This window comes from Methylorubrum aminovorans (assembly GCF_022179725.1).
GTDB lineage: Bacteria > Pseudomonadota > Alphaproteobacteria > Rhizobiales > Beijerinckiaceae > Methylobacterium > Methylobacterium aminovorans.
Map to the genome: position 1 here is coordinate 20,284 of NZ_BPRC01000014.1, position 26,944 is coordinate 47,227.

General features: G+C 68.0%; 25 protein-coding genes and 1 riboswitch. Of the genes, 15 read left to right on the top strand and 10 right to left on the bottom strand.

Annotation, left to right across the window (positions count from 1 at the left end; genetic code table 11):
• The first annotated feature begins 53 nt into the window (after positions 1-53).
• From ureE to urtA, 7 genes are all read left to right on the top strand, one after another.
• The gene (ureE, locus tag MFF24_RS18020; protein WP_238226130.1) at positions 54-515 is read left to right on the top strand and encodes an urease accessory protein UreE; all 462 of its coding nucleotides are present in this window, start codon (positions 54-56) and stop codon (positions 513-515) included.
• A gap of 4 nt (positions 516-519) precedes the next feature.
• Complete coding sequence (locus tag MFF24_RS18025; protein WP_238226132.1) at positions 520-1,200, top strand: urease accessory protein UreF; 681 nt, start codon at positions 520-522, stop codon at positions 1,198-1,200.
• Between the two features lie 13 nt (positions 1,201-1,213).
• The gene (locus tag MFF24_RS18030; RefSeq protein ID WP_238226135.1) at positions 1,214-1,909 is read left to right on the top strand and encodes an urease subunit beta; all 696 of its coding nucleotides are present in this window, start codon (positions 1,214-1,216) and stop codon (positions 1,907-1,909) included.
• 15 nt (positions 1,910-1,924) lie between these two features.
• Positions 1,925-3,637 (top strand): urease subunit alpha, encoded by a 1,713-nt coding sequence (gene ureC / locus MFF24_RS18035; RefSeq protein ID WP_238226137.1) that lies wholly within the window; start codon positions 1,925-1,927, stop codon positions 3,635-3,637.
• Complete coding sequence (gene ureG / locus MFF24_RS18040; RefSeq protein ID WP_238226139.1) at positions 3,634-4,284, top strand: urease accessory protein UreG; 651 nt, start codon at positions 3,634-3,636, stop codon at positions 4,282-4,284. Before ureC ends, ureG begins: the two co-directional genes overlap by 4 nt.
• A complete protein-coding gene (locus MFF24_RS18045) occupies positions 4,284-5,159 on the top strand; it encodes an urease accessory protein UreD (protein WP_238226141.1) in 876 nt (291 codons plus the stop codon). The genes ureG and MFF24_RS18045 overlap by 1 nt, the downstream gene beginning before the upstream one ends.
• A 189-nt stretch (positions 5,160-5,348) precedes the next feature.
• Positions 5,349-6,590, top strand: a complete 1,242-nt coding sequence (urtA, locus tag MFF24_RS18050; RefSeq protein WP_238226143.1) for an urea ABC transporter substrate-binding protein — start codon at positions 5,349-5,351, stop codon at positions 6,588-6,590.
• Positions 6,591-6,667: 77 nt separating this feature from the next.
• Here urtA and MFF24_RS18055 read toward each other — a convergent pair whose 3' ends face one another.
• Positions 6,668-7,828: an acetyltransferase domain-containing protein gene (locus MFF24_RS18055; protein WP_238226145.1), complete on the bottom strand. Its 1,161-nt coding sequence runs from the start codon at positions 7,826-7,828 to the stop codon at positions 6,668-6,670.
• The gene (locus tag MFF24_RS18060; RefSeq protein ID WP_238226148.1) at positions 7,828-10,038 is read right to left on the bottom strand and encodes a TonB-dependent siderophore receptor; all 2,211 of its coding nucleotides are present in this window, start codon (positions 10,036-10,038) and stop codon (positions 7,828-7,830) included. Before MFF24_RS18060 ends, MFF24_RS18055 begins: the two co-directional genes overlap by 1 nt.
• A 106-nt stretch (positions 10,039-10,144) precedes the next feature.
• Positions 10,145-10,352, bottom strand: a riboswitch (cobalamin riboswitch).
• Between the two features lie 336 nt (positions 10,353-10,688).
• Here MFF24_RS18060 and MFF24_RS18065 point away from each other — a divergent pair.
• Positions 10,689-11,843, top strand: a complete 1,155-nt coding sequence (locus tag MFF24_RS18065; RefSeq protein WP_238226150.1) for a DUF2778 domain-containing protein — start codon at positions 10,689-10,691, stop codon at positions 11,841-11,843.
• Positions 11,844-11,961: 118 nt separating this feature from the next.
• Here MFF24_RS18065 and MFF24_RS18070 read toward each other — a convergent pair whose 3' ends face one another.
• Both MFF24_RS18070 and MFF24_RS18075 read right to left on the bottom strand, forming a co-directional pair.
• Positions 11,962-12,330 (bottom strand): YybH family protein, encoded by a 369-nt coding sequence (locus tag MFF24_RS18070; RefSeq protein WP_108939062.1) that lies wholly within the window; start codon positions 12,328-12,330, stop codon positions 11,962-11,964.
• A 29-nt stretch (positions 12,331-12,359) separates the two neighbouring features.
• On the bottom strand, positions 12,360-12,803 hold the full coding sequence (locus tag MFF24_RS18075) for an OsmC family protein (RefSeq protein WP_108939063.1): 444 nt from the start codon (positions 12,801-12,803) through the stop codon (positions 12,360-12,362).
• Positions 12,804-13,083: 280 nt separating this feature from the next.
• Between MFF24_RS18075 and MFF24_RS18080 the strand changes: the two genes are divergently transcribed.
• From MFF24_RS18080 to MFF24_RS18090, 3 genes are all read left to right on the top strand, one after another.
• Positions 13,084-13,533, top strand: a complete 450-nt coding sequence (locus tag MFF24_RS18080) for a PAS domain-containing protein (RefSeq protein ID WP_108939064.1) — start codon at positions 13,084-13,086, stop codon at positions 13,531-13,533.
• Between the two features lie 108 nt (positions 13,534-13,641).
• Positions 13,642-14,892 (top strand): formyl-CoA transferase, encoded by a 1,251-nt coding sequence (gene frc / locus MFF24_RS18085; RefSeq protein ID WP_108939065.1) that lies wholly within the window; start codon positions 13,642-13,644, stop codon positions 14,890-14,892.
• Between the two features lie 324 nt (positions 14,893-15,216).
• On the top strand, positions 15,217-15,624 hold the full coding sequence (locus tag MFF24_RS18090) for a hypothetical protein (protein WP_238226153.1): 408 nt from the start codon (positions 15,217-15,219) through the stop codon (positions 15,622-15,624).
• On the opposite strand, the gene MFF24_RS18095 is transcribed toward MFF24_RS18090, so the two are convergent.
• The 4 genes from MFF24_RS18095 to oxlT (MFF24_RS18110) form a co-directional block, all read right to left on the bottom strand.
• The gene (locus MFF24_RS18095) at positions 15,564-16,280 is read right to left on the bottom strand and encodes an alpha/beta hydrolase (RefSeq protein WP_238226155.1); all 717 of its coding nucleotides are present in this window, start codon (positions 16,278-16,280) and stop codon (positions 15,564-15,566) included. The two genes, MFF24_RS18090 and MFF24_RS18095, sit on opposite strands and share 61 nt — an antisense overlap.
• Before the next feature lie 289 nt (positions 16,281-16,569).
• A complete protein-coding gene (gene oxc, locus MFF24_RS18100; RefSeq protein WP_133090189.1) occupies positions 16,570-18,324 on the bottom strand; it encodes an oxalyl-CoA decarboxylase in 1,755 nt (584 codons plus the stop codon).
• 361 nt (positions 18,325-18,685) lie between these two features.
• Positions 18,686-20,011 carry an oxalate/formate MFS antiporter gene (gene oxlT / locus MFF24_RS18105; protein ID WP_166058676.1) on the bottom strand — a complete coding sequence of 442 codons (1,326 nt, stop codon included), beginning with the start codon at positions 20,009-20,011 and terminating at the stop codon, positions 18,686-18,688.
• A 266-nt stretch (positions 20,012-20,277) separates the two neighbouring features.
• Positions 20,278-21,573, bottom strand: coding sequence for an oxalate/formate MFS antiporter (gene oxlT / locus MFF24_RS18110; protein ID WP_238226157.1), 1,296 nt, complete (start codon positions 21,571-21,573; stop codon positions 20,278-20,280).
• A gap of 428 nt (positions 21,574-22,001) precedes the next feature.
• Here oxlT (MFF24_RS18110) and MFF24_RS18115 point away from each other — a divergent pair, with 428 nt between their 5' ends.
• From MFF24_RS18115 to MFF24_RS18130, 4 genes are all read left to right on the top strand, one after another.
• Complete coding sequence (locus MFF24_RS18115; RefSeq protein WP_166058677.1) at positions 22,002-22,445, top strand: CBS domain-containing protein; 444 nt, start codon at positions 22,002-22,004, stop codon at positions 22,443-22,445.
• Positions 22,446-22,608: 163 nt separating this feature from the next.
• Entirely contained in the window at positions 22,609-22,890 is a 282-nt protein-coding gene (locus MFF24_RS18120) for a hypothetical protein (protein ID WP_108939072.1), read from the top strand.
• 37 nt (positions 22,891-22,927) lie between these two features.
• The gene (locus MFF24_RS18125; RefSeq protein ID WP_238226159.1) at positions 22,928-24,775 is read left to right on the top strand and encodes a DEAD/DEAH box helicase family protein; all 1,848 of its coding nucleotides are present in this window, start codon (positions 22,928-22,930) and stop codon (positions 24,773-24,775) included.
• A 222-nt stretch (positions 24,776-24,997) separates the two neighbouring features.
• Positions 24,998-25,165 carry a hypothetical protein gene (locus MFF24_RS18130; protein ID WP_162940449.1) on the top strand — a complete coding sequence of 56 codons (168 nt, stop codon included), beginning with the start codon at positions 24,998-25,000 and terminating at the stop codon, positions 25,163-25,165.
• 93 nt (positions 25,166-25,258) lie between these two features.
• On the opposite strand, the gene MFF24_RS18135 is transcribed toward MFF24_RS18130, so the two are convergent.
• Both MFF24_RS18135 and frc (MFF24_RS18140) read right to left on the bottom strand, forming a co-directional pair.
• Positions 25,259-25,465, bottom strand: a complete 207-nt coding sequence (locus tag MFF24_RS18135) for a hypothetical protein (protein WP_238226161.1) — start codon at positions 25,463-25,465, stop codon at positions 25,259-25,261.
• A 138-nt stretch (positions 25,466-25,603) separates the two neighbouring features.
• Positions 25,604-26,881, bottom strand: a complete 1,278-nt coding sequence (gene frc, locus MFF24_RS18140) for a formyl-CoA transferase (RefSeq protein WP_108939074.1) — start codon at positions 26,879-26,881, stop codon at positions 25,604-25,606.
• Positions 26,882-26,944: the final 63 nt, after the last annotated feature.

The window sequence follows — 26,944 nt, forward strand, 5'->3', positions numbered from 1 at the left end:
ATGACTTCGCCCGCGCGCCGGGTGGAGCGGCGTGTGCATTGGAGTCGTGGCGTATGCGTGTGATCCAACGCGTTCTGGGCAGCCGGTCGGAGGCTGGTCTGGCCGAGCGCCTGCATCATCTCGAGCATCACGGCGCGGTGGACATCCTGCCGGTGCCGAGCGCCGATATGGCCCGACGCCGCCTCAGGGCGAAAACAATCGCCGGCGAGGAGATCGCGCTCGCCCTGCCGCGGGATCAGGCCCTGTTCGACGGGGCCGTGCTCGTCCTCGACGATCATCATGCCCTGGTCGCCCGCGTCGGCACCGAGCGCTGGCTTCGTCTCGTAGCGGCGAACGCCGCTGACGCGCTCGAACTCGGCTACCATGCCGGCAATCTGCACTGGCGGGTCCGCTTCGACGGCGGGGCCCTCCTCGTCGCCCTGGAGGGGCCGGTGGAGGATTACCTCGTCCGGCTCGGCGCGCTGGTGACGGAGGGCCGCGTCACCCATTCCGTCGATGCGAGCGAGGAGGGCTGAGCCGTTGCTCGCCGCCCTCACTGCGCTCCAGCAGGCCGACACCGCCTTCCCGAGCGGCAGCTTCGCCTTCTCCAACGGCCTCGAAGGCTTGATCACGGGCGATCCCGCCTTTGACGAGGCGGCGCTTGCCCGCACCGTGGCCGCCGCCCTGCGCTTCCGCTGGGCCGGGACCGACCGGGTCGCGCTGATCCTCGCCCATCGCGCAGGTCCGGCGATCGAGCAGCTGGCAGTGATTGACGCCGCGGTCGAGGCCGCCTCGCTCGCCGAGCCGATGCGGGTCGGCAGCCGCCGTAACGGCGCCTCGCTGCTCGCTTCGCACGCCCGCCTCGGCACGCCGGGCGCCGCCGATCTGCGCGCGGCCGTGCGCGCAGGGAGGCTCATCGGACATCTTCCCACCATCCAGGGCGCCCTGTGGCCGGGGCTCGGCCTCGACGAGCGCACGGCGGCCTCCGTCTCCGGCTACCTCTTCGCCAGCGGGCTGACCTCGGCGGCGGTGCGGCTCGGCGCCATCGGGGCGATCGAGGCGCAGCGGAGCTTGGGTGCCGCGCTGCCGATCATCGCCGAATTGCTGGAAGAGCCCGTGCCAGATTCGACGGGCGAGATCGAGCTCACCGGCTTCACCCCGCTGATCGAGATCGCCGCGATGCGCCAGGCCCAGGCCGAGCTGCGCCTGTTCGCGAATTGAAGGAGCCGAGTTGATGCTGCTGACGCCGACCGAAATGGAACGGCTCACGATCTTCACCGCCGCCGAACTCGCCCGCAAGCGGCGGGCGCGAGGGCTGAAGCTGAACTACCCGGAAGCGGTGGCGATCGTCACCGACGAGATTTTGGAGGGCGCCCGCGACGGGCGCTCGGTCGCCGACCTGATCGGCTGGGGCTCGACCATCCTGACCACCGGCGACGTGATGCCCGGCGTCGCCTCCATGATGCCGATCCTGCAGGTCGAGTGCGTCTTCCCCGACGGCACCAAGCTCGTCACCGTGCACGAGCCGATCCGTGCGGCCGAAGGCGCGGAGCCCGACACGCTGGAGCCCGGCGCGATCCTGCCGGCCGAGGGCGAGATCGAACTCGCCGCCGGCCGCCCGCGGGTCACGATCGAGGTCGTCAACACCGGCGACCGGCCGGTGCAGATCGGCTCGCACTACCACTTCTTCGAGGTCAACCGGGCGCTCGACTTCGACCGCGCCAAGGCGCTCGGTTTCCGCCTCGACATCCCGGCGGGCACGGCGGTGCGATTCGAGCCGGGCCAGCGCAAGACGGTGACGCTCACCGGGTTCGGCGGCGCGAAGGAGCTCACCGGCCTCAACAACCTGACGCAGGGCAAGCTCGACTCGGATGCGGCCCGCGCCGAGGCGCTGGAGCGCGCCAAGGCCCGCGGCTTCAAGGGCGCCTGAGGGAGAGGGGAAAAAATGGTCACGATCCCAAGGCGCGACTACGCCGCCCTCTACGGCCCCACCACCGGCGACGGCGTGCGGCTCGCCGATACCTCGCTCGTCGCGGTGGTCGAGCACGACCACGCGGTCTACGGCGACGAGTGCCTGCACGGCGGCGGCAAGACGCTGCGCGACGGCATCGGCATGGCGCCCGGCGTCACGGCGGCGCAAGGCGCGCTCGACTTCCTGCTGTGCAACGTTCTCGTCATCGATCCGGTGCTCGGCATCGTGAAGGGCGATCTCGGCATCAAGGACGGGCGCATCGTCGGTCTCGGCAAGGCCGGCAACCCGGCGATCATGGACGGGGTCGATCCGCACCTGATCGTGTCGGCCGGCACCACGGTGCGCGACTGCGAGGGACTGATCGCCACCCCCGGCGCCATCGACGTGCATGTGCACTTCGATTCCGCGGGCCTGCCCGACCACGCCATTGCCTCGGGCATCACCACGCTGCTCGGCGGCTCGCTTGGGCCGATCACGGTGGGCATCGATTCCGGCGGGCCGTTCAACACGGGAAAAATGCTTCAGGCGGCGGAAGCCTGGCCGGTTAATTTCGGCTTTCTGGGACGGGGCAACACCCACAAGCCGGCGGCCTTGAAGGAACAGCTCGAGACCGGCGTGCTCGGCTTAAAAATCCACGAGGATTGGGGAGCGATGCCGGCGGCGATCGATTCCTGCCTCAGCTTCGCCGACGAGCACGACTTCCAGGTTCAGCTCCACACCGACACGCTCAACGAATCCGGCTTCGTGGAGGACACGCTGGCGGCGATCGGCGGGCGCACCATCCACATGTACCACACGGAAGGTGCCGGCGGCGGGCACGCGCCGGACATCATCCGCGTAGCGGGGCTGCCCCACTGCCTGCCCTCCTCGACGAACCCGACCAACCCCTACACGGTCAACACGTTCGACGAGCACCTCGACATGACGATGGTGTGCCACCATCTCAACCCGGCGCTCCCCGAGGACGTGGCCTTTGCCGAGAGCCGCATCCGCGCGCAGACCATCGCGGCCGAGGACGTGCTGCACGACATCGGCGCGATCTCGATGCTCGGCTCCGACAGCCAGGGCATGGGCCGCATCCACGAGGTGATCTGCCGGACGTGGCAACTGGCCTCCAAGATGAAGGACCAGCGCGGAAGCCTGCCCGAGGAGCGGCCGGGCTTCGGCGACAACGCCCGGATCAAGCGCTACATCGCCAAATATACGATCAACGCCGCGCGTACCTTCGGCATTCAAGATCACATCGGCTCGCTGGAGCCCGGCAAGATGGCCGACATCGTGATCTGGCGCCCGGCCTTCTTCGGCATCAAGCCGGAACTTGTGATCAAGGGCGGCTTCATCGCCTGGGGCGCCATGGGCGACTCTGCCGCCTCGCTGATGACCTGCGAGCCGATGCTGATGCGCCCGCAATGGGGTGCCTTCGGGCTGGCCAAGCAAGGGCTGTCCGCCTGCTTCGTCCACCCGCTCGCCATCGAAGGCGGGCTTCGCGAGAGCCTGGGACTGCGAAAGAACCTGCTGCCGGCCCGCGGCACCCGCACGCTCACCAAGGCCGACATGCTCTGGAACGACGCCTGCCCGGACATCCGGGTCGATCCGCAGACCTTCGAGGTCTTCGTCGACGGCGAACTCGCCACCTGCGAGCCCGCGACCGTCCTGCCTCTGGCCCAACGCTACATGCTGCGATGACCGTATCCGCCCTCCCCTCCCCTGCCCTGCCCGAGACCGTCACCGCCGCCCGCATCGGCATCGGCGGCCCGGTCGGCTCCGGCAAGACCGCGCTGATCGAGCGTCTGATCCCGGCGCTTCAGGCGCGCGGCGTCGATCTCGCCGTGGTCACCAACGACCTCGTCACCAAGGAGGATGCCGAGCGCCTGCGCCGCTCCGGGCTGATCGACCCGGCGCGCGTGGAGGCGGTAGAGGCCGGCGCCTGCCCGCACACCGTGATCCGCGAGGATCCGACCCTCAACATCGCCGCGGGCGACGATCTGGAGACGAAGTTTCCGGGGCTCCAGCTCCTGATCTTCGAATCGGGCGGCGACAACCTCGCCTCGACCTTCTCCCTCGATCTGGTCGATTGGTGGATCTTCGTCATCGACGTGGCGGGCGGCGACGACATCCCGAGGAAGCGCGGCCCCGGCGTGCTGCGCTGCGACCTCCTCGTCATCAACAAGACCGATCTCGCGCCCCATGTCGGCGTCGATCTGCCCGGCATGCTGGCGGAGGCCGCACGCGTCCGGGGTACGAAACCGGTGGCCGCCACCAACGCCCGCTCCGGCGAGGGCGTCGAGGCGGTGGCCGACGCGATCTGCCGCGCCGTGCTGTTCGCGCCCTGATGGCCCTGTCGCTGGACGACGTTTCCGAGGCACCCGCCACGACCCACGCTCCGACCGGGCGCAGGGTGCAAGCGGCGCTGGTCTTCGCCCGCGGCGGGGGCACCACCGTGCTCTCGCGGCAGGGCGTGCCCTACCCGTTCCACATCACCCGCGCCTTCCGGATGCATCCGGAGAGCCCGGATCTCGCCACGCTCTACCTGCAATCGGCCTCGGGCGGCCTCTACGCCGCCGACCACCTTACCCTCGACATCGCGGCGCGCCCCGGCGCGCGGGTCCACGTCACGACGCAGGCTGGCACCGTGGTGCATCGCGGCGGCCCCGAGCCCACGCGCCAGGAGACGCGGCTGACCATCGCGGCCGATGCCCTCCTCGCGCTCAATCCCGATCCGCTGATCCTGTTTCCCGGCGCGCATCTCGCGGTCTCGACCGAGATCACCGCAGAGCCGGGTGCCCGCGCCATCGTCACCGAGAGCGTAGCCTGCCACGATCCGCTCGGCCAGGGGCGGCCGTTCGACCGGCTCGACCTCGGCCTGACGATCCGGACGCTCGAGGGCCGCCCGCTGGTGCGGGAGCGCGGCCGGATCGACGGAGCCGCGTTCGCGGGAGCGGCCTCGCCGATGGGGCCTCATCGTGCCTACGGCACGATGGTCGTGCTCGGCGCCCCCGACGACGCGCGCTTGGCCGGCCTCACCTTGCGGCAGGCAGGCGATGCCGCCGGATGCCTGACCGGCGTGAGCCCGCTGCCCAACGGGGCCGGCCTCGGCCTGCGCCTGCTCGCGCCGGACGGCGGCGCCCTCTCGGCCGGCATGGATGCGGTGTTCCGGATCGTGTTCGAGGCCTTGAGCGGGTGCGCGCCCGGCCGGCGCCGAAAGTAGAGATGGCTGCGAAACGATCATCCGGGCGGCACATCGCAAGAAATATGGGCAGGCCGCACAGCAATTCCCCTTGATACAAATCGGTTTCCTGAGACGAAATACAGGCGGGGGCATTGGTCTTGTCTGGCGGCCACATGGCCGTCATTCGGGCCGATCGACTGGATGACGTTCGAAGGATTTCGAGAAGACATGCGCTCGCGTGACCGAAACGACGCCCACTTCCATCTCCGTCGCCGCCTTCTCCTCGGCCTTGCCGCCTCGCCGCTGCTGGGTGCCCTGCCGGGGCGCGCCTTCGCGCAGACCGGCGCGGGCGCGCTCGCCGTGACCGACAAGGAGGTGACCGTCGGCATCCTGCACTCACTCACCGGCACGATGGCGATCTCCGAGACCGGGACGACGCAGGGCGAAAAACTCGCCATCGAGGAGATCAACGCGGCCGGCGGCGTGCTCGGCCGGCAGATCAAGATCATCCAAGAGGACGGCGCCTCCGACTGGCCGACCTTCGCCGAGAAGGCGCGCAAGCTCGTCGTCAACGACCATTGCGCGGCCGTGTTCGGCTGCATGACCTCGGCCTCGCGCAAGGCGGTGCTGCCGGTCTTCGAGCAGTATAACGGCCTGCTGTACTATCCGACCTATTACGAGGGCCTGGAGCAGTCCAAGAACGTGATCTATACCGGCCAGGAGGCGACGCAGCAGACGCTGGCGGGCCTCGATTGGGTCGGCAAGGAGAAGGGTGCCAAATCCTTCTTCCTGGTCGGCTCGGACTACATCTGGCCACGCACCACCAACAAGATCGCCACCCGGCACATCACCAGCGTGCTGAAGGGCACGGTGGCGGGCGAGGAATACTTCCCGCTCGGCCACACCCAGTTCAACTCGGTCATCAACAAGATCAAGTTGAAGAAGCCGGACGTGATCTTCTCGACCGTCGTCGGCGGCTCGAACGTAGCGTTCTACAAGCAGCTCAAGGCGGCCGGCATCGATCTGAAGAAACAGATCCTCGTCACCGTCTCCGTCACCGAGGACGAGGTGGACGGCATCGGCGGCGAGAACATCGCCGACGCCTATACCTGCATGAAGTACTTCCAGTCATTGAAGAACCCGGCCAACGAGAAATTCGTCGCCGCCTTCAAGAAGCGCTGGGGCGAGAAGACCGTCATCGGCGACGCGACCCAGGCGGCTTACTTGAGCCCCTTCCTGTGGAAGGCGGCGGTGGAGAAGGCCGGCAGCTTCGAGATCGACCGGGTGATCGAGGCCTCGCCCGGCATCGAGATGAAGGATGCGCCGGAGGGCTTCGTGAAGATCCACGAGAACCACCATCTCTGGTCGAAGACCCGTGTGGCGCGGGCGCGCGCGGACGGCCAGTTCGACGTGGTCTACGAAAGCCCGGAGCTGATCGAGCCGAACCCCTTCCCGAAGGGGTATCAGTAACCTCAACCTGTCCCCTCTCCCCGCAGGCGGGGCGAGGGGATGCGCACGCAAAGCGGTCGCTCCCCGGATCTCGGCCTTTACAAGTAGCTCAACCCCGGCCACGCGCTGCGCCGCTTCAGCCGCACCATCCAGAGACAGGCCGGGTAGAGGGCGAGCGCGAAGGCCGCCGCGATCGGCCAGATCTGCCACGGCGCCCCGGCCTCGATCCGGCCGGAGGGGCCGGCGAGGTCGAGGGCGGTGAGGCCGTCATAGACGAGGCGCAGGGCCCAGAGATGGGCGAGATAGAAGAACAGCGGCGCCCCGCCGAACACGGCGAGCCAGCGCAGGCGCCGATCCGGCAGGCGCTCGAACAGCGCGAGCAGCAGGAGGCCGGGGCCGAGGGTGGCGAGCAGGAAATCGGCCGAGGGCGGATACTTGGTGAGATTGATGAAGGACAGGGCGCTCGCGATCCCGTCCTTGCCCGCCTGCCAGGGATGCGGGTCGCCGTAACCGTTGAGGCCGCGCAGGATCAGGAACGCCGTCAGGCTCGCGAGCCCAAGGGTGACGAGGCGTCGGCGGCGCCGGGCTGGGTCGATACCGGATGCGTAGAGTGGCCCGAGCGCGTAGCCCGCCGCGATGACACCGATCCAGGGCAAGACCGGATAGGAGGTGCGCGCCGCGCCCCAGGGCAGCGGGATCATCCCACGCTGATGCAGCACCGCCCACAGCGCGTAGCCCGGCTGATCGGGCGCGAGCACGATGCCGTCGAGGGCGTTGTGCCCGAGCATGATCGCCAGCGCGACGCCGATCAGAACCGGGCGCGGCAGCCAGAGCAGGAGGCCAAGCGCCACCATGCTGAGGCCGATCGCCCAGATCACCTGCAGGTAGAGGATCGGCGGCAGCGGGTTGAGGGTCCAGGCGAGGTTCACGAGCGTCACTTCGAGGACGATCAGGAACAGCCCGCGCTTGATCAGAAAGGCGGAGGTCGCCACCCGGCTGCCGTGCTTCTGCCCGTAGAGGCTCGCCGAGAGCCCTGTCAGCAGCAGGAAGACCGGCGCGCAGAGATGCGAGGCGGCCCGCGTCAGGAACAGGTCCGGCGGCGTCGCCGCGAGGTTGACCGGGTCGCTCACCTGGGCGTGCAGGTAGAAGAATTCGCGCACATGATCGACGAGCATCAGGAGCATTACGAGCCCACGCAGGGCATCGATGGCGCCGATGCGGCTGCGCGGAACCGGGGCGGCGCCCGACGGAGCGACCATCAGAACCGCACGCTCAGCGTGCCGGTGAAGCGCCGGGGCGAGCCGGGATAGACCCGGAAGCGGTTGAGCGAACTCTCGTAGTACTCGGTGTCGAACACGTTCTCGACGTTCAGCCCGAAGCGGAAATTCTCGTAACGGTAATAGGCCAGTGCATCGACGGCGATGTAGGCCGGCAGCGCGAAGCTGTTGACCGCGTCCGCCGGCCGCTCGCCGACGCCGCGCACGCCGCCGCCGAGGCCGAGGCCCTTCCACGGACCGGCCTGCACCTCGTGGACCGCGAGCAGACTGCCCGAGTGGCGCGGCACGTTGATGAGCGGCGAGCCCACCGGCAGCACGTTGTCCTTGGTCACGAAGGCGTCGGCATAGACGTAGCCCGCGAGAATCTTGATCTCCGGCGTGATCTGGCCGGCGGCCGTCAACTCGAAGCCTTCGCTCCGCACTCCGCCGGTAGCGAGCGAGAAGGCCGTGTTGTTGGGGTCGGGCGTCAGCACGTTCTCCCGGTCGACCCGGAAGGCCGTGGCGGTCAGCGCCAGGGCGCCGCCGTAGAGGTCGATCTTGCTCCCGACCTCGTAGCCGATGCCCGTCTCCGGCGCGAATGGCCCGGACAGCGCCACGGCGGCCGCGTCGGGCCCGATATTGGGCCGGAAGCTCGTGCCGACATTGGCGAAGAGGGCGAGTTCCGGGGTCGGCTGGTAGACGAGGCCCGCTCGCGGGGTCGCCGCGAAGTAGGTCTGATCGACCTGGGAGCGCTCAGTGCGCTCACGGAAGGATTGCTCGAAGAAGTCGAAGCGCACGCCGACGAGCGCCTTCCATTCCGGGCTGAGACTGATCTGGTCCTGCGCGTAGAGGGCGGTGTTGGTGATCCGCTCGAGGTTGTTGCGCGGGATGGTGAGCGGCGGCAGCGGCTGGCCGTAGCGCGGATCGTAGATGTCGATGGCGTAGGGGCTCGTGCGGAAGTTCGAGCGCAGGTAGAGCACGCGGCTGTCGGTGCTCTCGCGCTCGAAGCCGAGCAACATCGTGTGGCCGATGCCGGCGGTGTCGAAGCGCCCCACCACCTCGGCCTGGCCGATCGCCGTGTCCCAGCGGTAGTCGCGCAGGTTGCGGTCACGGGAGACGGTGCGGTTGTCGGCGGCGATGGCGCGGATCTCGGCGGATTCGCCCTCCAGCGTGCCGGTGTTGAAGTGGGTGGCGAGCCGCATCTGCCAGTCGGCGTTGAAGCGGTGATCGACCCGCACCTGCATCGTGTTGTTGGTCTGGTAGGTGCTCTGGCCCGGCTCGCCGAGGAAGCGCGAGATCGGCAGGATTCCGAGCCGCCCGTTGAGGGCGATGACGCCGCGATCGAAGATGATGCGGTTGCGCAGGAACTCGGTCTCGACGGTGATCCGGGTGTCCGGCGTGATCTGCCAGCTCAGGACGGGCGCGACGAGCAATCGGTCGCTGTCCACGAAATCGCGAAAACTTCCCTGGGCACCGGCGGCGAGGTTGAAGCGGTAGAGGAGCGTGCCCTCCTCGTTCAGCGCGCCGCCGGAATCGACCGTGCCGCGGAACTGCCCGAACGAGCCCCACAGCCCGCCCATCTCGACGAAGCGCTCGACCGTGGGCTGCTTGGTGATGATGTTGACGAGCCCGCCCGGATCGCTGCGGCCGAACAGACCGCCGCCGGGGCCCTTCAGAACCTCGATGCGCTCGACGTTCTGCGTATCCGGCGGGGGCGGCGTGCCGCGGTTCAGGGGAAAGCCGTTCTTGTAGATCTCGGAGGTGGTCACGCCGCGGATGGCGTAGCTGAACACCGAGAGGCCGCCGAAATTGTTCTGCTGCGCGACGCCCGGCGTGTAGTTGAAGACACGGTCGACGCGGGTGGCGTTCAGATCCGTGATGACCTCACGCGGCGCCACCGTGACGATCTGGGGCACGTCGCGCTGCGGTGTGTCGGTCTTCGTGCTGCTCACCGCGCGGTCGGCGCGGTAGCCCGGTGTCGGACCGATCAGGCCGACCGTACCGGCCGCCGCCGTCCGGCCGTCAGGCGCGCCGTTGCCGACGCCCTGGCCGCGCCCCTCCCCCTCGACCGCCAATTCCTCCAGGGTCACCGCTTCCTGCGCCCGCACCTGCGGGCCGGGCAGGCCGGCGCAGAGCAGGGCGGCCAGCATCCAGCGCGGGCGCCGGACCGGCCTCGCAACATCGGTGGCATTCAGGCTCGTCCGAACTCTCACAGGGCGCGCTCTGGCTGTACGGGCGCGGGCCCAAGCGGATGCCGAGCCGCACGCGCGTGGAGACACGCTCGCCGCTCAGGCACGCCGCCGGAACACCCCGCCCGGGGGACATCGTCACGCCAAGGCAGGTCTCCTGGCTCACGGGTCCGCGCCTCCGTCCCGGCCTTCCCGGTGCGGCGCACCAGTGACCATTCCTGACGGGGCTCACCGCTCACAGTTGCGGGGGCAGCTTCGGCTTCGCCCGGACGGGCTTACCGAATTCCCTCTTAGCCCCCGAACCTGCATCCGGGGGAACCTTGACCGCAGCAACTTCGCTGCGCCGCGATGCAGGGTCAACAGGCCGCCCGATGAGATGTAACAACATTACACAACTTGTGACCCACGAGGCACACCGCCCTATGCGGCAAACCGGAACGCCGGTGCATCGATGCCCCGCGACACCACTCGACCCTGAAAATCGTGATCGAGCGTTTTTTAGCGGGCAGGGCTACGGTTTAGGCAAGATTAACCAAGATCCCGTTCAATACGGAAAGGCTTAAGGTTGATCATTCCCTAATCGGCAAAGCCATCTCGATCGTCATTCTGGCACAGTTAAGCCGGAAACGACGGCGGGAGGCCGTGTGGGATCCGCGTTGTCGAGTACCGCCCGCATGGACATCGCCGAGCTCGTCCAGAGTCGCTCCGCCCGGCCCGTCGTCCGCCGTCGACGCGGACCGCCCCTTGCCGTTCTCGCGCTCACCGCCCTCGGCGGCCTTGCGCTGGCCGGTCTGCTGCAGCCGCAGGATGCCGAGGCGCCCTCGCCCGCCGCGACCGTGCAGGTGTCCGGCGAGGCCGAACAGGCGGAGGCGGCGCCGGTCGCACCGAGCGCCCTGGCCTCGATGTTCGATCCCGCGCCGGTTCTCGACACCGCCACGCGGGGTTTCGTTCCACAGGCTCCGAAGACCATCGCCTTCCGGACGCCGGCGGCGCCCGAACCGGCCGCGGCCCTGGCCGCCCTCCCCGCGGCGGCGATGGCCGAGGCGCCGCCCGCCGTGACACCGCGCCCGGCCGCGCCGGCGGCCCGCGTCGCGCTCACCGTGCCCCTGCCGATGCGGCGCCCCGAGGAGTTCCGCTACGAGCCGCGGATGCAGACCGCCCGCGCCGCCTCGAACCGGATCGCCACGGCGCGCGCCGCCACCGAGCCGACCCGCAGCGTGTTCAGCGCCGCGGTGACCGACGACCGCTCCTTCTTCGAGAAGATGTTCGACCTGCCCGGCTCCTCGGCGCCCGCACCGGCCTCGAACAAGGCGATGGCCTATGCTGGGCTCGACAGGGGCGCGGTCGACTCGGCCGCGCGGCGGCGGGTGGTGCCGGGTCCGGTCTCCGAGCCGGGCGTGGCCGTCTACGACATCAGCGCCGCCACCGTGACCCTGCCGAACGGCGAGGTACTAGAGGCCCATTCCGGCCTCGGCGTCGCTCAGGACAACCCGGACTACGTCCACGTCCGGATGCGTGGCGCCACTCCGCCCGGCGTCTACGACCTGCGGGAGCGCGAAGCTCTGTTCCACGGGGTGCGGGCGATCCGCCTCAACCCGGTCGGCGGTTCCGCCGCCATCCACGGCCGCGATGGCATCCTCGCTCACACCTACATGCTGGGCCCGAGCGGCGCTTCGAACGGCTGCGTCGTGTTCAAGAACTACACCCGCTTCCTCCAGGCCTACCTGCGCGGCGAGGTTCGGCGCATGGTCGTGGTGCCCGGCACCGCCCCCGGCGTCTTCGCCAACCGGCGCAGCACCACGCCGCGCCGTTCGGCCTCTGCGGATTGAGGGATCCCAAAGGGATCATCCCTTTGGCTGGGCGCCTGGGTGGAACCCCGGCCTCCCTTCAACCAGGGCTCCGCCCTGGACCCTATGAAAAGGACCCGTCCTTTCGAAACTCCTGACGTCAGCCCTTCGTGACCGGCTTGATCTTGAGCTGGTCGATCGCCCAGCGCCACGTGCCGTCCGGCTGCCGGCGGGCCGACTCGACCGAGAGCGCACCGTTCGGCAGCCGCGCGAAGGTGAGCGCGAGGTCGCCGTTGCGGATCGCCGGCAGCGTCTCGGGCTCAGGAAAGTCCGACTTGCGGGCCAGCAGATCCGTGTAGAAGCGGCGGATCTCGTCGTGCCCACTCGCCACGATGTCGCCCGCGGCGACCACAGCCTGCGGCTCGTACAGGGCGACCAGCCCCTCGGCGTCGCCGGCATTGGCCCGCTCGTGGAAGAGCCGGGCCAGATCCTCGGGCTCGCGCGCCACGTCCCTCTCGTTCTCGCTCATCGTTGCTCCTCCCTGTTCGTGAGACGTGTCTATTTCAGGCGGTTACCCTGCCCGTCCCGCACCGCGACCGCCACCGGAACCCCGGCCTTGACGCTCTCGGATACGGTGCAGAACTGTTCGAACTGAGCGAGAACCCGGTCGAGCCGGTCCATCGACTCGGCCGATGCGCCAAGGGCGATGTCGACCTCGATCCCGACGAGGCGCAGGCGGCCTTCCGCGTTGCGGGCCACCCGCCCGATCGCCTCGGCGCTCACGCCACCGCCCTCCTGCCGGTACTTGCCGAGCGCGAAGGCGAGGCTCGCGCACAGGCAATTGCTGACGGCGGCGATCAGCACCTGCTCCGGCGAGGGACCGGTGCCGCCGCCGATCGGCTCCGGCTCGTCGGTCATGAGCGGCACGAAGGCTTCGCCGAACTCGATCCGGAAGGCGTAGGCCTCGATCTGCCGGATCTTGATGCTGTGCTTGTCCGACATTCCGGCCTCCTCGCCTCCCTATCAACCGCCCCGCCGCGATCTCGTTCGAGCCGCGCAGTGCGCCTTGACCTGCTATTCGTATCTGGTATACCAGATGCCAATCGATGAGCCACCGCAAAGAGCGGCCTCGATCTGGGACACCCGGAATTCGGGAAGCCCAGGACCCGGGAAGCCAAGGAGGCAACGCCTGCCATGACCGAACGCGGCATCCTCGACCGATATCGTCTCTCTCCGCTCGTCATGCGGCCTCTGGGCTAGCAACGGCACAAAGGAGGCGCGAATGGCCCCATCGCAGGCCTTCGATACATCAGGGCTCGTCGCGGCAATCGGCGACGCGGTGGTGATCTCCGACGCGGACGGACGGATCGTCACCTGGAATCCGGCCGCGGAGCGGATCTTCGGCTTCTCGGAGGCCGAGGCGATGGGCGAGACCCTCGATCTCATCACCCCGGAGCGTCACCGCAAGCGCCACTGGGACGGCTACGCCAAGACGATGCGCACGGGCGAGACCCGCTACGGCACATCGCTGCTCAAGGTCCCCGCCCTGCACAAGGACGGCCGGGCGCTCTCCATCGCCTTCACCGTCGCGCTGCTGCACGGCGCGGAAGGCGAGGTAACCGGCATCGCCGCAATCATCCGCGACGAGACCGAGCGCTTCCAGGAAGAGCGCGCCTTACGCCGCCGCGTCGCGGAACTGGAGGAGGCTTTGGGGACGCTGGTCTGCGCCTGAAGTGGACACAGCAGACCGACGTCATTCAGAGATATTGCCTAAAGCATTGTTTTCCGACTTTCCAACAACGCCAACTCACAACGAAGTCGAAAGAGGGAGAAAACCAAGATGACCCAGCCGCTCGACGGGATCAGAATCATCGATTTCACGCACGTCCAGGCCGGCCCCGCCTGCACCCAGCTCCTCGCGTGGTTCGGAGCCGACGTGATCAAGGTCGAGCGTCCGGGCTCCGGCGACGTGACGCGCACCCAGCTCCGCCACGTCGAGGACGCGGATGCGCTCTACTTCACGATGCTGAACTCCAACAAGCGTTCGCTGACGCTGGACACCAAGACCCAGCAGGGCAAGGAAGTCCTCGAGAAGCTGATTCAAGAGTCCGACGTGATGGTCGAGAATTTCGGCCCCGGCGCACTCGACCGCATGGGCTTCACCTGGGCCCGCATCCAGGAACTCAACCCGGGCATGATCCTCGCCTCGGTGAAGGGCTTCTCGGACGGCCACCACTACGAGGACCTGAAGGTCTACGAGAACGTGGCGCAGTGCGCGGGCGGTGCCGCCTCGACCACCGGCTTCTGGGACGGTCCGCCCACCGTGTCGGCCGCCGCGCTCGGCGACTCGAACACCGGCATGCACCTGGCCATCGGCATCCTCACGGCGCTGCACGCCAAGAACAAGACCGGCAAGGGCCAGAAGGTCGCCGTGTCGATGCAGGACTCGGTGATCAACCTCTGCCGCGTGAAGCTGCGCGACCAGCAGCGCCTCGACGCCATCGGCTACCTCGAAGAGTACCCGCAATACCCGCACGGCGAGTTCTCGGACGTGGTGCCGCGCGGCGGCAACGCGGGCGGCGGCGGCCAGCCGGGCTGGGTGCTCAAGTGCAAGGGCTGGCAGACCGACCCGAACGCCTACATCTACTTCACCATCCAGGGTCACGCCTGGGCCCCGATCTGCAAGGCGCTCGGCCGTGAGGAGTGGATCGACGATCCGGCCTACAACACGCCCCGCGCCCGCCAGGACAAGATCTTCGAGATCTTCGCGATCATCGAGGATTGGCTGGCCGACAAGACCAAGTTCGAGGCCGTCGACATCCTGCGCAAGTTCGACATCCCGTGCTCGCCGGTGCTGTCGATGAAGGAGATCGCCGCCGATCCGTCACTGCGCGCCAGCGGCACCATCGTCGAGGTCCCGCATCCGAAGCTCGGCTCGTACCTGACCGTCGGAAGCCCGATCAAGTTCTCGGACCTGAAGGTCGACATCAAGGCTTCGCCGCTGCTCGGCGAGCACACCGATGAGGTCCTCGCGGGCCTCGGTTACTCGCCTGAGCAGATCGCCGCGATGCACGAGGCTCGCGCGGTCTGACGGGTGACGGCGGGCAGTCCCTGGACTGCCCGTACTGAGAAGTGCCTCACGAAACTCCCGGTCGCGGACAGTCCTCGCTCTGGCGATGGCGGTGCAGCGGGACTTTCGTGAGAGACACCCGATGGCCGGCCCCCTTCGGCCATGAATCTCCCGGGACGGGGCATCGCCCCGGGAGCGCTTGACCGGGCACGGTGCCCGGGTTTTTTCCTCCTCCGATGACTTGCCCGGGCCGACCCTGTCGGTCCGGGTTTTCCGTCTCGCGGCCCCGGTTGCCGCGGCGCGTCGCCCCCCTCGCCCTGCCTCCGGGCTGCGCTCGGAGCCGGGTTGCTGGCGCTGATCGCGCCGACGGACCCCCACTCTCCCCGCCGTCCCGGCGTGCCCACTGGCCTCGCCCGGCGCTGGCAAGTGAGGCTGGGCCGCACCTCGCACGGCTGCGCCGCCGGCGTGATGACCACCGAGGTCGAGAGCCAGAGCGACCTCGTGGCCGCGCTTCTGAGCGAGGCGGCCTGCACGACGGCGGCGTCGAAGAGCCCGGAGCCGCTGCCGACGTTGCCTGAGCATCGTCCTGAAAGGCGGCCACCGGTTTTCGAAGAACACGATGTCCAGACAAGAGGATCGATCACTCTCCCGGACCGGATATCCGGGAGAATGATCGAGCGCAGGCCGGTTACTCAGGCGAAGAAGTCGCCGAGGAAGAAATCGACGGCCTGGGCCACCACCTCCGGATTGTAGGCGTGCGGGCCGTCATACTCGACATAGGTCAGATCGTAGCCCGCACCCCGCAGCAGCCGGGCGTGGGTCCGGGCGCTGCGGTCGATGCCGATCTGCTCATCGCGCGTCCCGTGCGACAGGAAGATTTTCGGCGCCCCCGCCTGCACCTGCACGGACAGGAAGCCCGCCGAGGACACGATGATGTGGCTGACTCGGTCGCCGTTGGTGAGGCCGAGCGAGAGCGCGTAGCTGCCCCCGTCCGAGTGCCCCGCGAAGGCGAGATGACCGGGATCGATCAGGAAGCGGTCGGCGACCTCGGCGAGCGCCCGGTCGAGCCGTTCCCGGTCGGGGCCGTTGCCGGCGATCACCAGATCCCAGGTCGGATGGAGCGATTGCGGCGCGAGCAGCAGGAAGCCGCGCGACTTGGCATGATCCTCCAGCATCGGCAGGATCTTTTCCGCATGCCCGCCGCCGCCGTGGAACAGGACCACCAAGGGTGTCGGCAGACGCGCGTCGATGTGTTCGGGCACGCAGAGGACGGCGTCGCGGGTCTCGAACAGGCCGAGCGCGTGGCGGCCGGGGGGAAGCGGCGGCTTGGTCGGCAGGCGCGGCAGGAAGGCGAGCCGGCCGGTCAGGCGCGGATCGAGGGGAGCGGTCGGGTCGATCCCGGAGGCCATGGGGCATCTCGCTGAGGGAGCCCACCCCGCTCCTCATGCCGAGGTGCCCGCGAGGGCGGGCCTCGAAGCACGCTCGAACCGTATCCCGGGCACCTCGGCGGGCGCGCGTCGGGGCAGGGTCTGGGCAGTGTCCCTGGGTGCTTCGAGGCTCCGCTTCGCTGCGCACCTCAGCATGAGGGAGGTGGGGGGTTACCGGAGCCGGAGTGCCGATCGGCAGCTCTGGCCGTGAAACGAGGAGGACCGCGGCGCCGGGGGCACCGCGGTCCTTTCAAGGCGCGAGGGCCTCGCCTTACTTCTTCTTTTTCAGCGTGCTCTGCGGGTTGAGGCTGCCGATGTTGCCGCTCTCGCTGCCGGCCTCCGGATCGATCACCGCGTTGATGAGGGTCGGCTTGCCGGAATCCATGGCCTCGTCCACGGCCCGCTTCAGCTCGTCCGGCGTGGTGACGTTCACGCCGATGCCGCCGAAGGCTTCCATCATCTTGTCGTAGCGCGAGTCCTTCACGAACACCGTCGTGCCGGGGTCGCGCCCGGTCGGGTCGATGTCCGTGCCGCGATAGATGCCGTTGTTGTTGAAGATCACGATGCAGACCGGCAGCTCGTAGCGGCAGATGGTTTCCACCTCCATGCCGGAGAAGCCGAAGGCCGAGTCGCCCTCGACCGCCAGCACCGGCTTGCCGGTCTCGACGGCGGCGGCGACGGCGAAGCCCATGCCGATGCCCATCACGCCCCAGGTACCGACGTCCAGGCGCTTGCGCGGCTGGTACATGTCGATGATGCCGCGGGCGAGATCGAGGGTGTTGGCGCCCTCGTTGACGAGGATCGCGTCGGGCCGCTCCTTGATGACGGTGCGCAGCGCGCCGAGCGCCGAGTGGAAGCACATCGGCGACGAGTTCTTCATCAGCTTCGGCGCCATCTTGGCGATGTTCGCCTCGCGCTTGGAGCGGATGGTCTCGAGCCAGTTCTGGGGCGCGCCCTTCCAGTCCTTGCGGATGCCGTCGAGCAGTGCCTCGACGCAGGAGCCGATATCGCCGACGAGGGGGGCGGCGATCTCGACGTTCGAGTCCATCTCGCGCGGCTCGATGTCGATCTGGATGAAGCGCTTGGAGCCCGGCTCGCCCCAGGTCTTGCCCTTACCGTGCGAGAGCAGCCAGTTGAGGCGGGCGCCCACGAGCACGACGACGTCGGAATCCTTGAGTGCGGTCGAGCGCGCCGCGCCCGCCGAGAGCGGGTGGGTGTCGGGCAAGAGGCCCTTGGCCATGCTCATCGGCACGTAGGGGATGCCGCTCTCCTCGACCAGCGCGCGCACCGCCTCGTCGGCCTGGGCGTAGGCCGCGCCCTTGCCGAGGATGATCAGCGGACGCTCGGCCGACTTCAGAAGGTCGAGGGCGCGGGTCACCGAGGCCGGGGCCGGGATCTGGGCCGGAGCCGGATCGATCACCTTGACCAGCGAGCGCGCGCCGAGATCGGCGTCGATGACCTGCGAGAAGAGCTTGGCGGGCAGATCGAGATAGACGCCGCCGGGGCGGCCGGACACCGCGGCGCGGATGGCACGCGCCACACCGATGCCGATATCGGCGGCGTGCAGCACGCGGAAGGCGGCTTTGCACAGCGGCTTGGCGATGGCGAGCTGGTCCATCTCCTCATAGTCGCCCTGCTGAAGATCGACGATCTCACGCTCGGAGGAGCCGGAGATCAGGATCATCGGGAAGCAGTTGGTGGTGGCGTTGGCCAGCGCCGTCAGGCCGTTGAGGAAGCCCGGCGCGGAGACGGTGAGGCAGATGCCGGGCTTCTTGGTGAGGAAGCCGGCGATCGCGGCGGCGTTGCCCGCGTTCTGCTCGTGGCGGAAGGAGATGACCCGCATGCCCTCGGCCTGGGCGAGGCGCCCGAGATCGGTGATCGGGATGCCGGGCACGTTGTAGATCGTCTCGATCCCGTTGAGCTTGAGCGCGTCGATGACGAGGTGGAAGCCGTCCGTCAGCTCCGCCTCCTCGTGGGGCACCGCGCCCGCGGTGATCGCGTCGATGTTCTGGGCCTGGACGGTCATGCGGCGTTCTCCCTATTGATTGGATGTCGTGTCCCGCTCGGGGCCCAATGGCGTCGGACCGATGCGGCGCGGTGCCTTGCCAGTGTCTTGGCCGGTGCCTTGCGCAACGCCTTTCCCGGCGTGCGGACCGTGCATCGGACGGCCGGTCTTGTTGCGACAGATCTGGCATACCAAATACCAAATGGCCGGTCAAACGGAACCGCCGCCTTTTATCCCACGCGTTGCAGGCACCCGGCCGGTTCTTCCTTCGCCCCCTCCGGCAGCATGCGGACGGAACGCTGGCTCTCCACGAAGACACGCGCCGGGCGTCATCCGCCACGGCGCGTGTCTTCTCAGTCGGTGCGGCCGGCCACCAATGCCCTCAGGCGAGCTTGACCGCCCGCGCCTCCGCCGCCTCGGCGATCTCGGCTTCCGCCGCGAGGTAGCGCCGCCGCATCGGCTTCAGAACGAAGACCGCGAGCGCAGCGGCCAGGATGTTCAGCCCGATGATGAGGCCGAACACCGCCGACCAGCCGTAATGCGCCGACAGGACGCTGGCGAAAGGAACGAGGAAGGCCGCCGTGCCCTTGGCGGTGTAGAGCAGGCCGGCATTGCTGGCCGCATACTTCGAGCCGAAGGTGTCACCACAGGTCGCAGGGAACAGCGAGTAGATCTCGCCGAACACCCCGAAATACATCGCCGTGCACAGAACGAAGATGATCGGGTTGCGGCCATAGCCCAGCAGCAGGATGCAGGCCGTCGCGGCGATGACGAAGGCGATGAACATCGTGTTCTCGCGGCCGATAGTGTCGGACACCCAGCCGAAGAACGGCCGGCCGAACCCGTCGAAGATGCGGTCGAGGGAGATGGCCAGGGTGAGCGCGGCCATCTGCAGGCCGAACAGGTTCATCGTCACGCCCGCGACCTTGAAGTCGTGGGCGATGGGGGCGATCTGCGCCGCCGCCATCAGGCCGCCGGAGGCGACCATCACGAACATCGCATACATCGTCCAGAACACGGGCGTGCGCACCGCCTCTTTCGGGCTGCGGTCGATTTTGGTCTGGGGCAGGCGCAGGTTCTTGCGCCGGATCGGCACGGCGACGGACGGTTTGCGCAGGAAGAGCGACAGCAGGAGGACGATGGCGCCCTGGCCGAGCCCGAATACGAGAAACGCCCTCTGGTAGCCGCTCGCGGCGATCATGTTGGCGATCGGAATCACCGTGATGGCCGCGCCCGCGCCGAAGCCCGCCGCGGTTGCCCCCGCGGCGAGGCCGCGCCGGTCGGGAAACCATTTCAGGGCGTTGCCGACGCAGGTGCCATAGACCGAGCCCGCCCCGATGCCGCCGATCACGGCCGCCGTGTAGAGCAGGAAGAGCGATTCGGCGTAGGCGTTGAGCGTCCAGGACAGGGCGATCATGAGGCCGCCGAAGCCGACCACGAGGGTCGGACCGTAGCGATCGACGAACCACGTCTCGATCGGCACCAGCCAAGTTTCGGTGGCGACGAAGATCGTAAAGGCGAACTGGATCGCCGTGCGGCCCCATTGGTGCTGCGCGTCGATCGGATCGACGAACAGGGTCCAGCCGTACTGAAGGTTGGCGATCATCGCCATGCAGAGCACGCCGAAGGCGAGCTGCCACCACTTCGCGGAAGGCGTGTCCGAAGGCGTCTGTTGACGCGCGTGCTGCTCTGCCGGTTGGAAAACCATCCGGTATCTCCCTTTAGCGTTTCCGGTGTTCCCCCTGGCGCCGCATCGGGCATGACGATGCCGGGCAGACGGTCTGCCAAGGAGATGGAGGTCAGGCGGGAAGGCTGCGGCACCCCGGCAGGCCGACGAGGGCGCCGACTCGGGCGCGCCTCGTTCGATCGAAGGCCGAGGGTCCGCGGTGAGGACCCGTCGGCGCGCGCCGGGCGGTCAGGCCCGGTGCGCGTCGATAATCGTGGTCAGCCGGACGAGCTGTCCGGAGGCGCCGCTCAGTGCGCCGTGGCCGTCTTCGGCTCGGCCTCCACCGCCGCCGCATCGCGCGTATAGGCCTGCCGCATCGGCTTGAGGACGAAGATCGCCATCAGGGCCGCGAGGATGTTGAGCGCGGCCGCCGCCAGGAACACCGCGTGCCAGCTCCCCGTCATGGTGGTGAGGATGCTGGTATAGGGCACGATCAGCGCCGCCGTGCCCTTGGCCGTGTAGAGCAGGCCGGCATTGGTGGCGGCGTATTTCGAGCCAAAGGTGTCGCCGCAGGTCGCCGGGAACAGCGAGTAGATCTCACCCCAGGCGAAGAACACGAGGCCGGTCAGGATCACGAACATGATCGGGTCCTGGCCAAACTGGCTCAGCATGTAGATGCCCACGCCCTCGATGCCGAAGGACAGGAACATCGTGTTCTCGCGGCCGATATGGTCGGAGATCCAGCCGAAGAGCGGGCGGGTCACGCCGTTGAGCACTCGATCGATGGTGGCGGCGAAGGTCAGGGCCGGCAGGGTGATGCCGAACAGGCTGACCGGCACGTCGGCGATGTGGAAGTCCTTGGCGATCGGGCCGAGCTGCGCGGTCGCCATCAGGCCGCCGGCGGCCATCATCACGAACATCGCGTACATCACCCAGAAGATCGGGGTGCGGACCATCTCGCCCGGCGAGAAGTCGCGACGGCTCTGGCTGACGCGGGCGATCGCGGGCACCTGCCCCTTCTTCGGCGCGACGAGGAACAGGGCGATCAGCATCACGACGACGCCCTGGCCGAGGCCGAACCAGAGGAAGGCCGACTCGTAGCTGTAATTGTGGATCACGGCCTGGATCGGCACCACGGTGAGCGCGGAGCCCGCACCGAACCCCATCGCGGTAAGGCCGGCGGCGAGGCCACGCCGGTCGGGGAACCACTTGAGTGAGTTGCCCACGCAGGTGCCGTAGACCGCGCCCGCTCCGGTGCCGCCGATGACGGCGCCGATATAGAGCAACGTGAGCGAGTCGGCGTAGGCGTTGACCACCCAGGCGAGCCCGCACATTAGGCCGCCGACGAGCGTCACGACCCGCGGGCCGTACTTGTCGACGAACCAGCCCTCGATCGGAACGAGCCAGGTCTCGGTGACGACGAAGAGGGTGAAGGCGACTTGGATCGCGGCACGGTCCCAGCCGTGCCGCTCCTGGATCGGGTTGACGAAGAACGTCCACCCGTACTGCATGTTGGCGATCATGCACATGCAGACAATGCCGAACAGCAATTGCAGCCAGCGGTTCTTGGGCGCTGAAGCGCCTGTTGTCGATAGATCGGTCATGGACGTATCTCCAGTGTACGCTCGATTTTCCGAGCTTTTTGGTCAGCTTTAGTTCAGCAATGTTTTTATGAAACGACCATATTATTTCTTAAAACCGGTCGAGACGCAGACAACCGATCGGCGCCGCAATAATTTTCATGAAATTCCGAAACGTTACGAGTGACACCTCCGCCAACGGGCTCTGCCGAATTCGGGACGATGGTCTTGCGCGAGGGCCGAGGGCTCTACCGGCCCCGGTTCAATGAGAGGCATGCTGCCGAGCTTGTCGCGCGGCCCCATGGCTTGAAGGTTCGGTGGCTCGATCTTGCCAGCCGGCCCGGACGCGGCGGCACCATAATTCAAAATGTCGGATTGACAATAGGTATGCTGTATACCAGCCTGCAGACCAAGGCGGCCCCGGTCGAGAGGCATGCCGAAGGAGGAGCGCCGTGTTTGGAACGATGCGCCGTGAGCCGGATGCGGCGGGCGTCCGCACCATTCACAGAGACCGCTCGGTGGCCGAGGCGGCGCAGCTCCTCGCCCAGCCGGGAACGGGCGCCCTCGTCGTCGTCGAAGGTGAGGCCGACGGGACGGTGACGGGTCTTCTCACGCAGCGCGATATCTTCCGCGCGGTGGCGGCCGAGGGTCCCGAAATCTACAGCCGCAGCGTCTGGCTCATCACCGACCCCGATTTTCCCGCCGTCGATATCGGGGCCTCGGCGCAGGAGCGCCTGAAGACCTTCTGCGAGCGGAGGGTCGATCACATCGCCCTGATGGAATCCTGCCGCATCAGCGCAATCCTGAGCATCTGGGATTGTGCCGGCCAAGACATCGATAAAGATATCGGCCAGGCGCGGACCGCGGCGACCCCACAGGCATCATCGCATCCGTGAATGCGTACGGCTCCGCTTGCATGCGGTGGTCGCCGCGCACGACGCATCGGCACCGTAGACCGCATCCGACGGAGCGGGCACAAGGCATCGGGCGTTGTGCGAAAAAGAACCGGAACCGGTCGGACAACATCTCCGAGAAAAGGCGCCCGCCATGGAAACCCCGATGAAACATCTGACCGTCGTCGAGTGTCCGATCGTCTTTCCGGGCGAGAACGAATTCGGCGCGTCGAGCGTCGACATGCTGCCGCGCCTCGGCATCGCCGGCGGGCTGGAGAGCCGCCACATCCGTGTTCTCGACGAGCGTGTCATCGCCGTGTGCATCTGGCGCAGCTCGTTCTGCGCCAAGCTGTTCTTCGATGCCGCTTGGCACGAGCGGGCGACGACCCTCTGGGGCGAGGCCTACCAGATCCGGTTCGAGGCGATCGAGAACGCCTCCGCCGCCTGATCAGCACAGGCTGGCCGCAGCAAGGAGGGCCGGCGCGATGAACGAAGCCGCGCCGACCCTCACGGAGATCGGCTCCACGGGAGCGCCCGCGGACGCGTCGGCTTTCCACGCCTGGAATCCGGGGCTCGAACCCGGCTTACCGCGGGCGATGCGCCCGTTCGCCACGCTGTTCCGCCCCGAAAACGTTGCGCTGAGCTATCCCGAAATCCTCGAACTCTCCGACCTGAGCGGCCTGCCCGCGACCCAGATCGCTCCCTTCCGACCCGAGCGCCTCGCCGTCCACGAAGTGCTGATCCGGGTGATGGCCGACATCTCGGTCCCGGTCGGCGAGGTCTATGCCGATCTCGGGCTGAACTTCCGGCGCATCGTCACCACCCTCCTGCGCGAGGGCGTGGCGCAGCGCCTCGACGCGGTCGTGGCGACATATGAGACTGTCCGCGCCGAGGCCGACGCGATCCTGGACCGCGAGCTGTCGGCCCTGCTCGACGAGCCGCCCGCTCCGGTGCCCGAGCCGGCATCCGGCTGGGGGCGGTGGCTTGCCCGCCTCGGTGCGCGCGCCCCCCCCTCTCCTCGGAGTGCCCCACCGGCCGGCGATGGCCAAGCCAGTGTCCTCGCCCGCCTCGACGCGCGGTGCGCCGCCGCCGATGAAGCCGACACCCTGGAGAGCTCCGTCCGCGAGGCGCTCCGCACGGTGTTCGACCACGTCATCGCTCGTCAGGGCATGCTGATCCGCGATCGGGCGCTGCTGCGCCGGCTCGCCGGGATCCTCGTCACCAACCGCTGCGGCAGCAACCGGATCGGCGCGCTGATCGCGCCGTGGATCGAGGCCATCGCCGAGGCCGAGGGCTACCATCGCCCAGCGCCCCAGGCGCAGCCGGTGGTGATGACGGTCAAGGGTGCCTCGGCCTCAGGCAAGAGCACGATCCGGCCCTACCAGCGCGGTCTCGCCGAGCGGATCGGTGCCTCCTGGCAGGATTTCGCCGTCATCACCCCGGATGTCTGGCGCAAGTTCCTGCTCGACTACGACAGTCTCGGTGCCGTCCGCCGCTACGCCGGGCCGCTGACCGGCCACGAGGTCGAGATCGTCGATGCCAAGCTCGACCGCTACATCACCCGCAAGGCTGCCGATGGCCGCCTCTCGCACCTGCTGATCGATCGCTTCCGCTTCGACAGCTTCTCGACGGAGGCCGGCAGTGACGGCGCCGGCCAGCTCCTGACCCGGTTCGGCCACCGGGTCTTCCTGCAGTTCATGGTCACGCCGCCCGAGGAAACGGTGGAGCGGGCCTGGAAGCGGGGCGAGGAGTTCGGGCGCTACAAGGCGGTGGAGGATCTGCTCGCGCACAATGTCGAGGCCTATACCGGCATGCCGCGGCTGTTCTTCAACTGGGTCCTGCGCCGCGACCGGCCGGTCTTCTTCGAATTCCTCGACAACAGCGTGCCCAACGGCGCCCGTCCGCTCACCATCGCCTTCGGTACGAACGACACGATGACGATCCTCGACGCGAGAGCCCTGCTGGCAATCGAACGCTATCGGCGGATCGACATCCGCGCCCGCAGCGCAGCCGATGTCTATCGCGGCGCCGACAAAGCGCCGGAGGCGGATGCAGGCTTCCTGCGGGAGGTGTTGCGGCGGCTTGCCGTCGTGCGCTTCGCCGACCGCGAGACGGGCCGGGTCTTCGCGCGTTTCGAGCAGGGTCGGCTTCTCGGTCTCGACCGGGCGGGCCTGGCGGCCGCACTCAGCGAGGCCGGGACCGCGCAGGCGCTCTCGGCGGTGGGCCTGCGGGAGCGAACGGATGAAGTTCCGCCGCTTGACGAGAGCCTTTCCCCATCCGAGACATCGACGCTCGGAGCCTGGGGTCGCGAACTCGTTCAGACGACCCGCTGACCGCCGCGCACGGCCAATCGCGATATTCTCGGAGGCCTGTCTGGCGACCTCCGTCCCCGGGGGCTGCTCGACCATGTCACTCGACCAGATCACACATTGGTGTTCGACGGCGCGTGACATCTACCCGAATCTGATATTTTGTACTTCATATTCCAAATAGTCGGGCTATCTCATGTGCACTGCACCATAGCCCACTGCAAGCGCGCATCGTCGGAGACCATCATGCTCGCCACTTGGCTCGCCGCGCTCCTTTTCTTCGGTGCCCTGCAGGCGCTGCTCGTCGTCAAGCTGGCCGACCGTCTGACCGTCTCCGACGCAACTCTAGACAATCAGGCCGCCCGCAATGCCAAGGCGCGGAAGACCGCCGGCCGCTTCGCCGGCGCGGCTTGAATCGCGTCAAAGACGGCACGCGGAGCGACGCTAGAGCGCTTTCCGACGAAGTGGATGCCGGTTCGTCGAAAGAAAGCGCGCCAAGATAAGCGTCTAGAGTCGCTGGCTTGATGTCATCAGGTCGGGAACGGCTCTCGCAGGGAGCGGCAATGGGAGCGCGCCCGAACCCCACTCTGTCGCAGCGAGGCCTGCATCTGAGCGCGGCGTACCATCGAGGAAGGCCTGCATCTCGGCCTCGGAAACGTGCCCGAACGCCTCCACGAGATCGGCCAGGGCGTCGTCCAGAGCGTTTTCGGTCATCACCGCATCCTCCGGATACCGAACCGGAGAGAGGTAGCATCCTCTGCTGCCGATCAGGCCCATCATCTTGGTAGCTGGCACACCAAATCGTCGGAAATCAAAGTCCGACCGCAGGGCGCGGCAAAACAAGTCTTCGCGCTACTCGGCGGCGATGCGGTGGACGCCGCCGACGGCGCCCGAGCCGAGGATGTCGCCGATCTCGGCATCCGTGCAGCCCAACACCTCGCGCAGGATTTCATCCGTATGTTCGCCGAGAAGCGGCGCACGGGTGACTTCGGTCGGGCTTGCCGACAGCTTGATCGGATTGCCCACCGTCAGGTAGGCGCCGCGCGTCGGGTGCTCGACCTCGACCACCGTTCCGTTCGCCCGCAGCATCGGATCCTCGGCGATCTCCTTCATCGACAGGATCGGCCCGCAGGGAATCTCGTAGGCGTTGAGGATATCCATCGCCTCGAACTTGTCGTGCTTCATCGTCCAGGCTTCGATGCGCGTGAAGATCTCGTTGAGATGCGGCAGTCTCGCCTTCGGCGTGGCGTAGGCCGGATCATCCTTCCAGCCGGGCTCGCCGATGATGTCGCAGATCGAGCCCCAGACCGCCCCTTGCGTGATGAAGTAGATGTAGGCGTTGGGATCCTGCTCCCATCCCTTGCACTTCAGGATACGGCCGGGCTGGCCGCCGCCGGAATCGTTGCCGGCCCGCGGCACCGCCTCGCCGAACGGGACGCCCTCGCCGTACTGGCTGTATTCCATCAGCGGGCCGTGGCCGAGACGCTGTTGGTCGCGCAGCTTCACCCGGCAGAGGTTGAGCACCCCGTCCTGCATCGCGCAGTCGACCCGCTGGCCCTGCCCCGTCTGGGTGCGCTGGTAGAGCGCCGTGACGATGCCGAGCGCGAGGTGGAGGCCGGTGCCGGAATCGCCGATCTGCGCGCCCGAGACCATCGGAACGCCGTCGCGCCAGCCGGTGGTGGAGGCCGCGCCCCCGACGCATTGGGCGACGTTCTCGTAGACCTTGCAATCCTGGTAGCGGCCGGGGCCGAAACCCTTCACCGAGGCCAGGATCAAGCCCGGATTGGCCGCCTGCAGCTTCTCCCAGGTCAGCCCCATACGGTCGAGCGCGCCGGGGGCGAAGTTCTCGACCAGCACGTCGCACTCGGCGATCAGACGCCAGAGGATTGCGTTGCCTTTGGGATTTTTGGCGTCGAGCGTGATCGAGCGCTTGTTGTGGTTCAGCATCGTGAAATAGAGGCTGTCCACGCCGGGAAGGTCCTGCAATTGCTGGCGCGTGGCGTCGCCCGCGCCCGGCCGCTCGACCTTGATCACGTCGGCTCCGAACCAGGCGAGCAGTTGCGTGCAGGTCGGACCCGACTGGACGTGGGTGAAGTCGAGGATCCGAACGCCTTCGAGCGCCTTGCTCATCGCAGGTCTCCTCCCCAGGAGAGTGGCCATTTGGTCTGCGCCCTTCGGCCGATGGCGTCGGCC

Bases quoted from the DNA above. Each gene is read 5' to 3' on its own strand.
- MFF24_RS18075 (WP_108939063.1), bottom strand. From the start codon at position 12,803: ATGTCGGACAAGCACAGCATCAAGATCCGGCAGATCGAGGCCTACGCC.
- ureC (WP_238226137.1), top strand. From the start codon at position 1,925: ATGGTCACGATCCCAAGGCGCGACTACGCCGCCCTCTACGGCCCCACC.
- MFF24_RS18065 (WP_238226150.1), top strand. From the start codon at position 10,689: ATGGACATCGCCGAGCTCGTCCAGAGTCGCTCCGCCCGGCCCGTCGTC.
- oxc (WP_133090189.1), bottom strand. From the start codon at position 18,324: ATGACCGTCCAGGCCCAGAACATCGACGCGATCACCGCGGGCGCGGTG.
- MFF24_RS18030 (WP_238226135.1), top strand. From the start codon at position 1,214: ATGCTGCTGACGCCGACCGAAATGGAACGGCTCACGATCTTCACCGCC.
- oxlT (WP_238226157.1), bottom strand. From the start codon at position 21,573: ATGACCGATCTATCGACAACAGGCGCTTCAGCGCCCAAGAACCGCTGG.
- frc (WP_108939074.1), bottom strand. From the start codon at position 26,881: ATGAGCAAGGCGCTCGAAGGCGTTCGGATCCTCGACTTCACCCACGTC.
- ureG (WP_238226139.1), top strand. From the start codon at position 3,634: ATGACCGTATCCGCCCTCCCCTCCCCTGCCCTGCCCGAGACCGTCACC.
- MFF24_RS18135 (WP_238226161.1), bottom strand. From the start codon at position 25,465: ATGACCGAAAACGCTCTGGACGACGCCCTGGCCGATCTCGTGGAGGCG.
- MFF24_RS18080 (WP_108939064.1), top strand. From the start codon at position 13,084: ATGGCCCCATCGCAGGCCTTCGATACATCAGGGCTCGTCGCGGCAATC.
- oxlT (WP_166058676.1), bottom strand. From the start codon at position 20,011: ATGGTTTTCCAACCGGCAGAGCAGCACGCGCGTCAACAGACGCCTTCG.
- MFF24_RS18045 (WP_238226141.1), top strand. From the start codon at position 4,284: ATGGCCCTGTCGCTGGACGACGTTTCCGAGGCACCCGCCACGACCCAC.
- MFF24_RS18055 (WP_238226145.1), bottom strand. From the start codon at position 7,828: ATGGTCGCTCCGTCGGGCGCCGCCCCGGTTCCGCGCAGCCGCATCGGC.
- urtA (WP_238226143.1), top strand. From the start codon at position 5,349: ATGCGCTCGCGTGACCGAAACGACGCCCACTTCCATCTCCGTCGCCGC.
- MFF24_RS18070 (WP_108939062.1), bottom strand. From the start codon at position 12,330: ATGAGCGAGAACGAGAGGGACGTGGCGCGCGAGCCCGAGGATCTGGCC.
- frc (WP_108939065.1), top strand. From the start codon at position 13,642: ATGACCCAGCCGCTCGACGGGATCAGAATCATCGATTTCACGCACGTC.
- ureE (WP_238226130.1), top strand. From the start codon at position 54: ATGCGTGTGATCCAACGCGTTCTGGGCAGCCGGTCGGAGGCTGGTCTG.
- MFF24_RS18095 (WP_238226155.1), bottom strand. From the start codon at position 16,280: ATGGCCTCCGGGATCGACCCGACCGCTCCCCTCGATCCGCGCCTGACC.
- MFF24_RS18125 (WP_238226159.1), top strand. From the start codon at position 22,928: ATGAACGAAGCCGCGCCGACCCTCACGGAGATCGGCTCCACGGGAGCG.
- MFF24_RS18120 (WP_108939072.1), top strand. From the start codon at position 22,609: ATGAAACATCTGACCGTCGTCGAGTGTCCGATCGTCTTTCCGGGCGAG.
- MFF24_RS18130 (WP_162940449.1), top strand. From the start codon at position 24,998: ATGCTCGCCACTTGGCTCGCCGCGCTCCTTTTCTTCGGTGCCCTGCAG.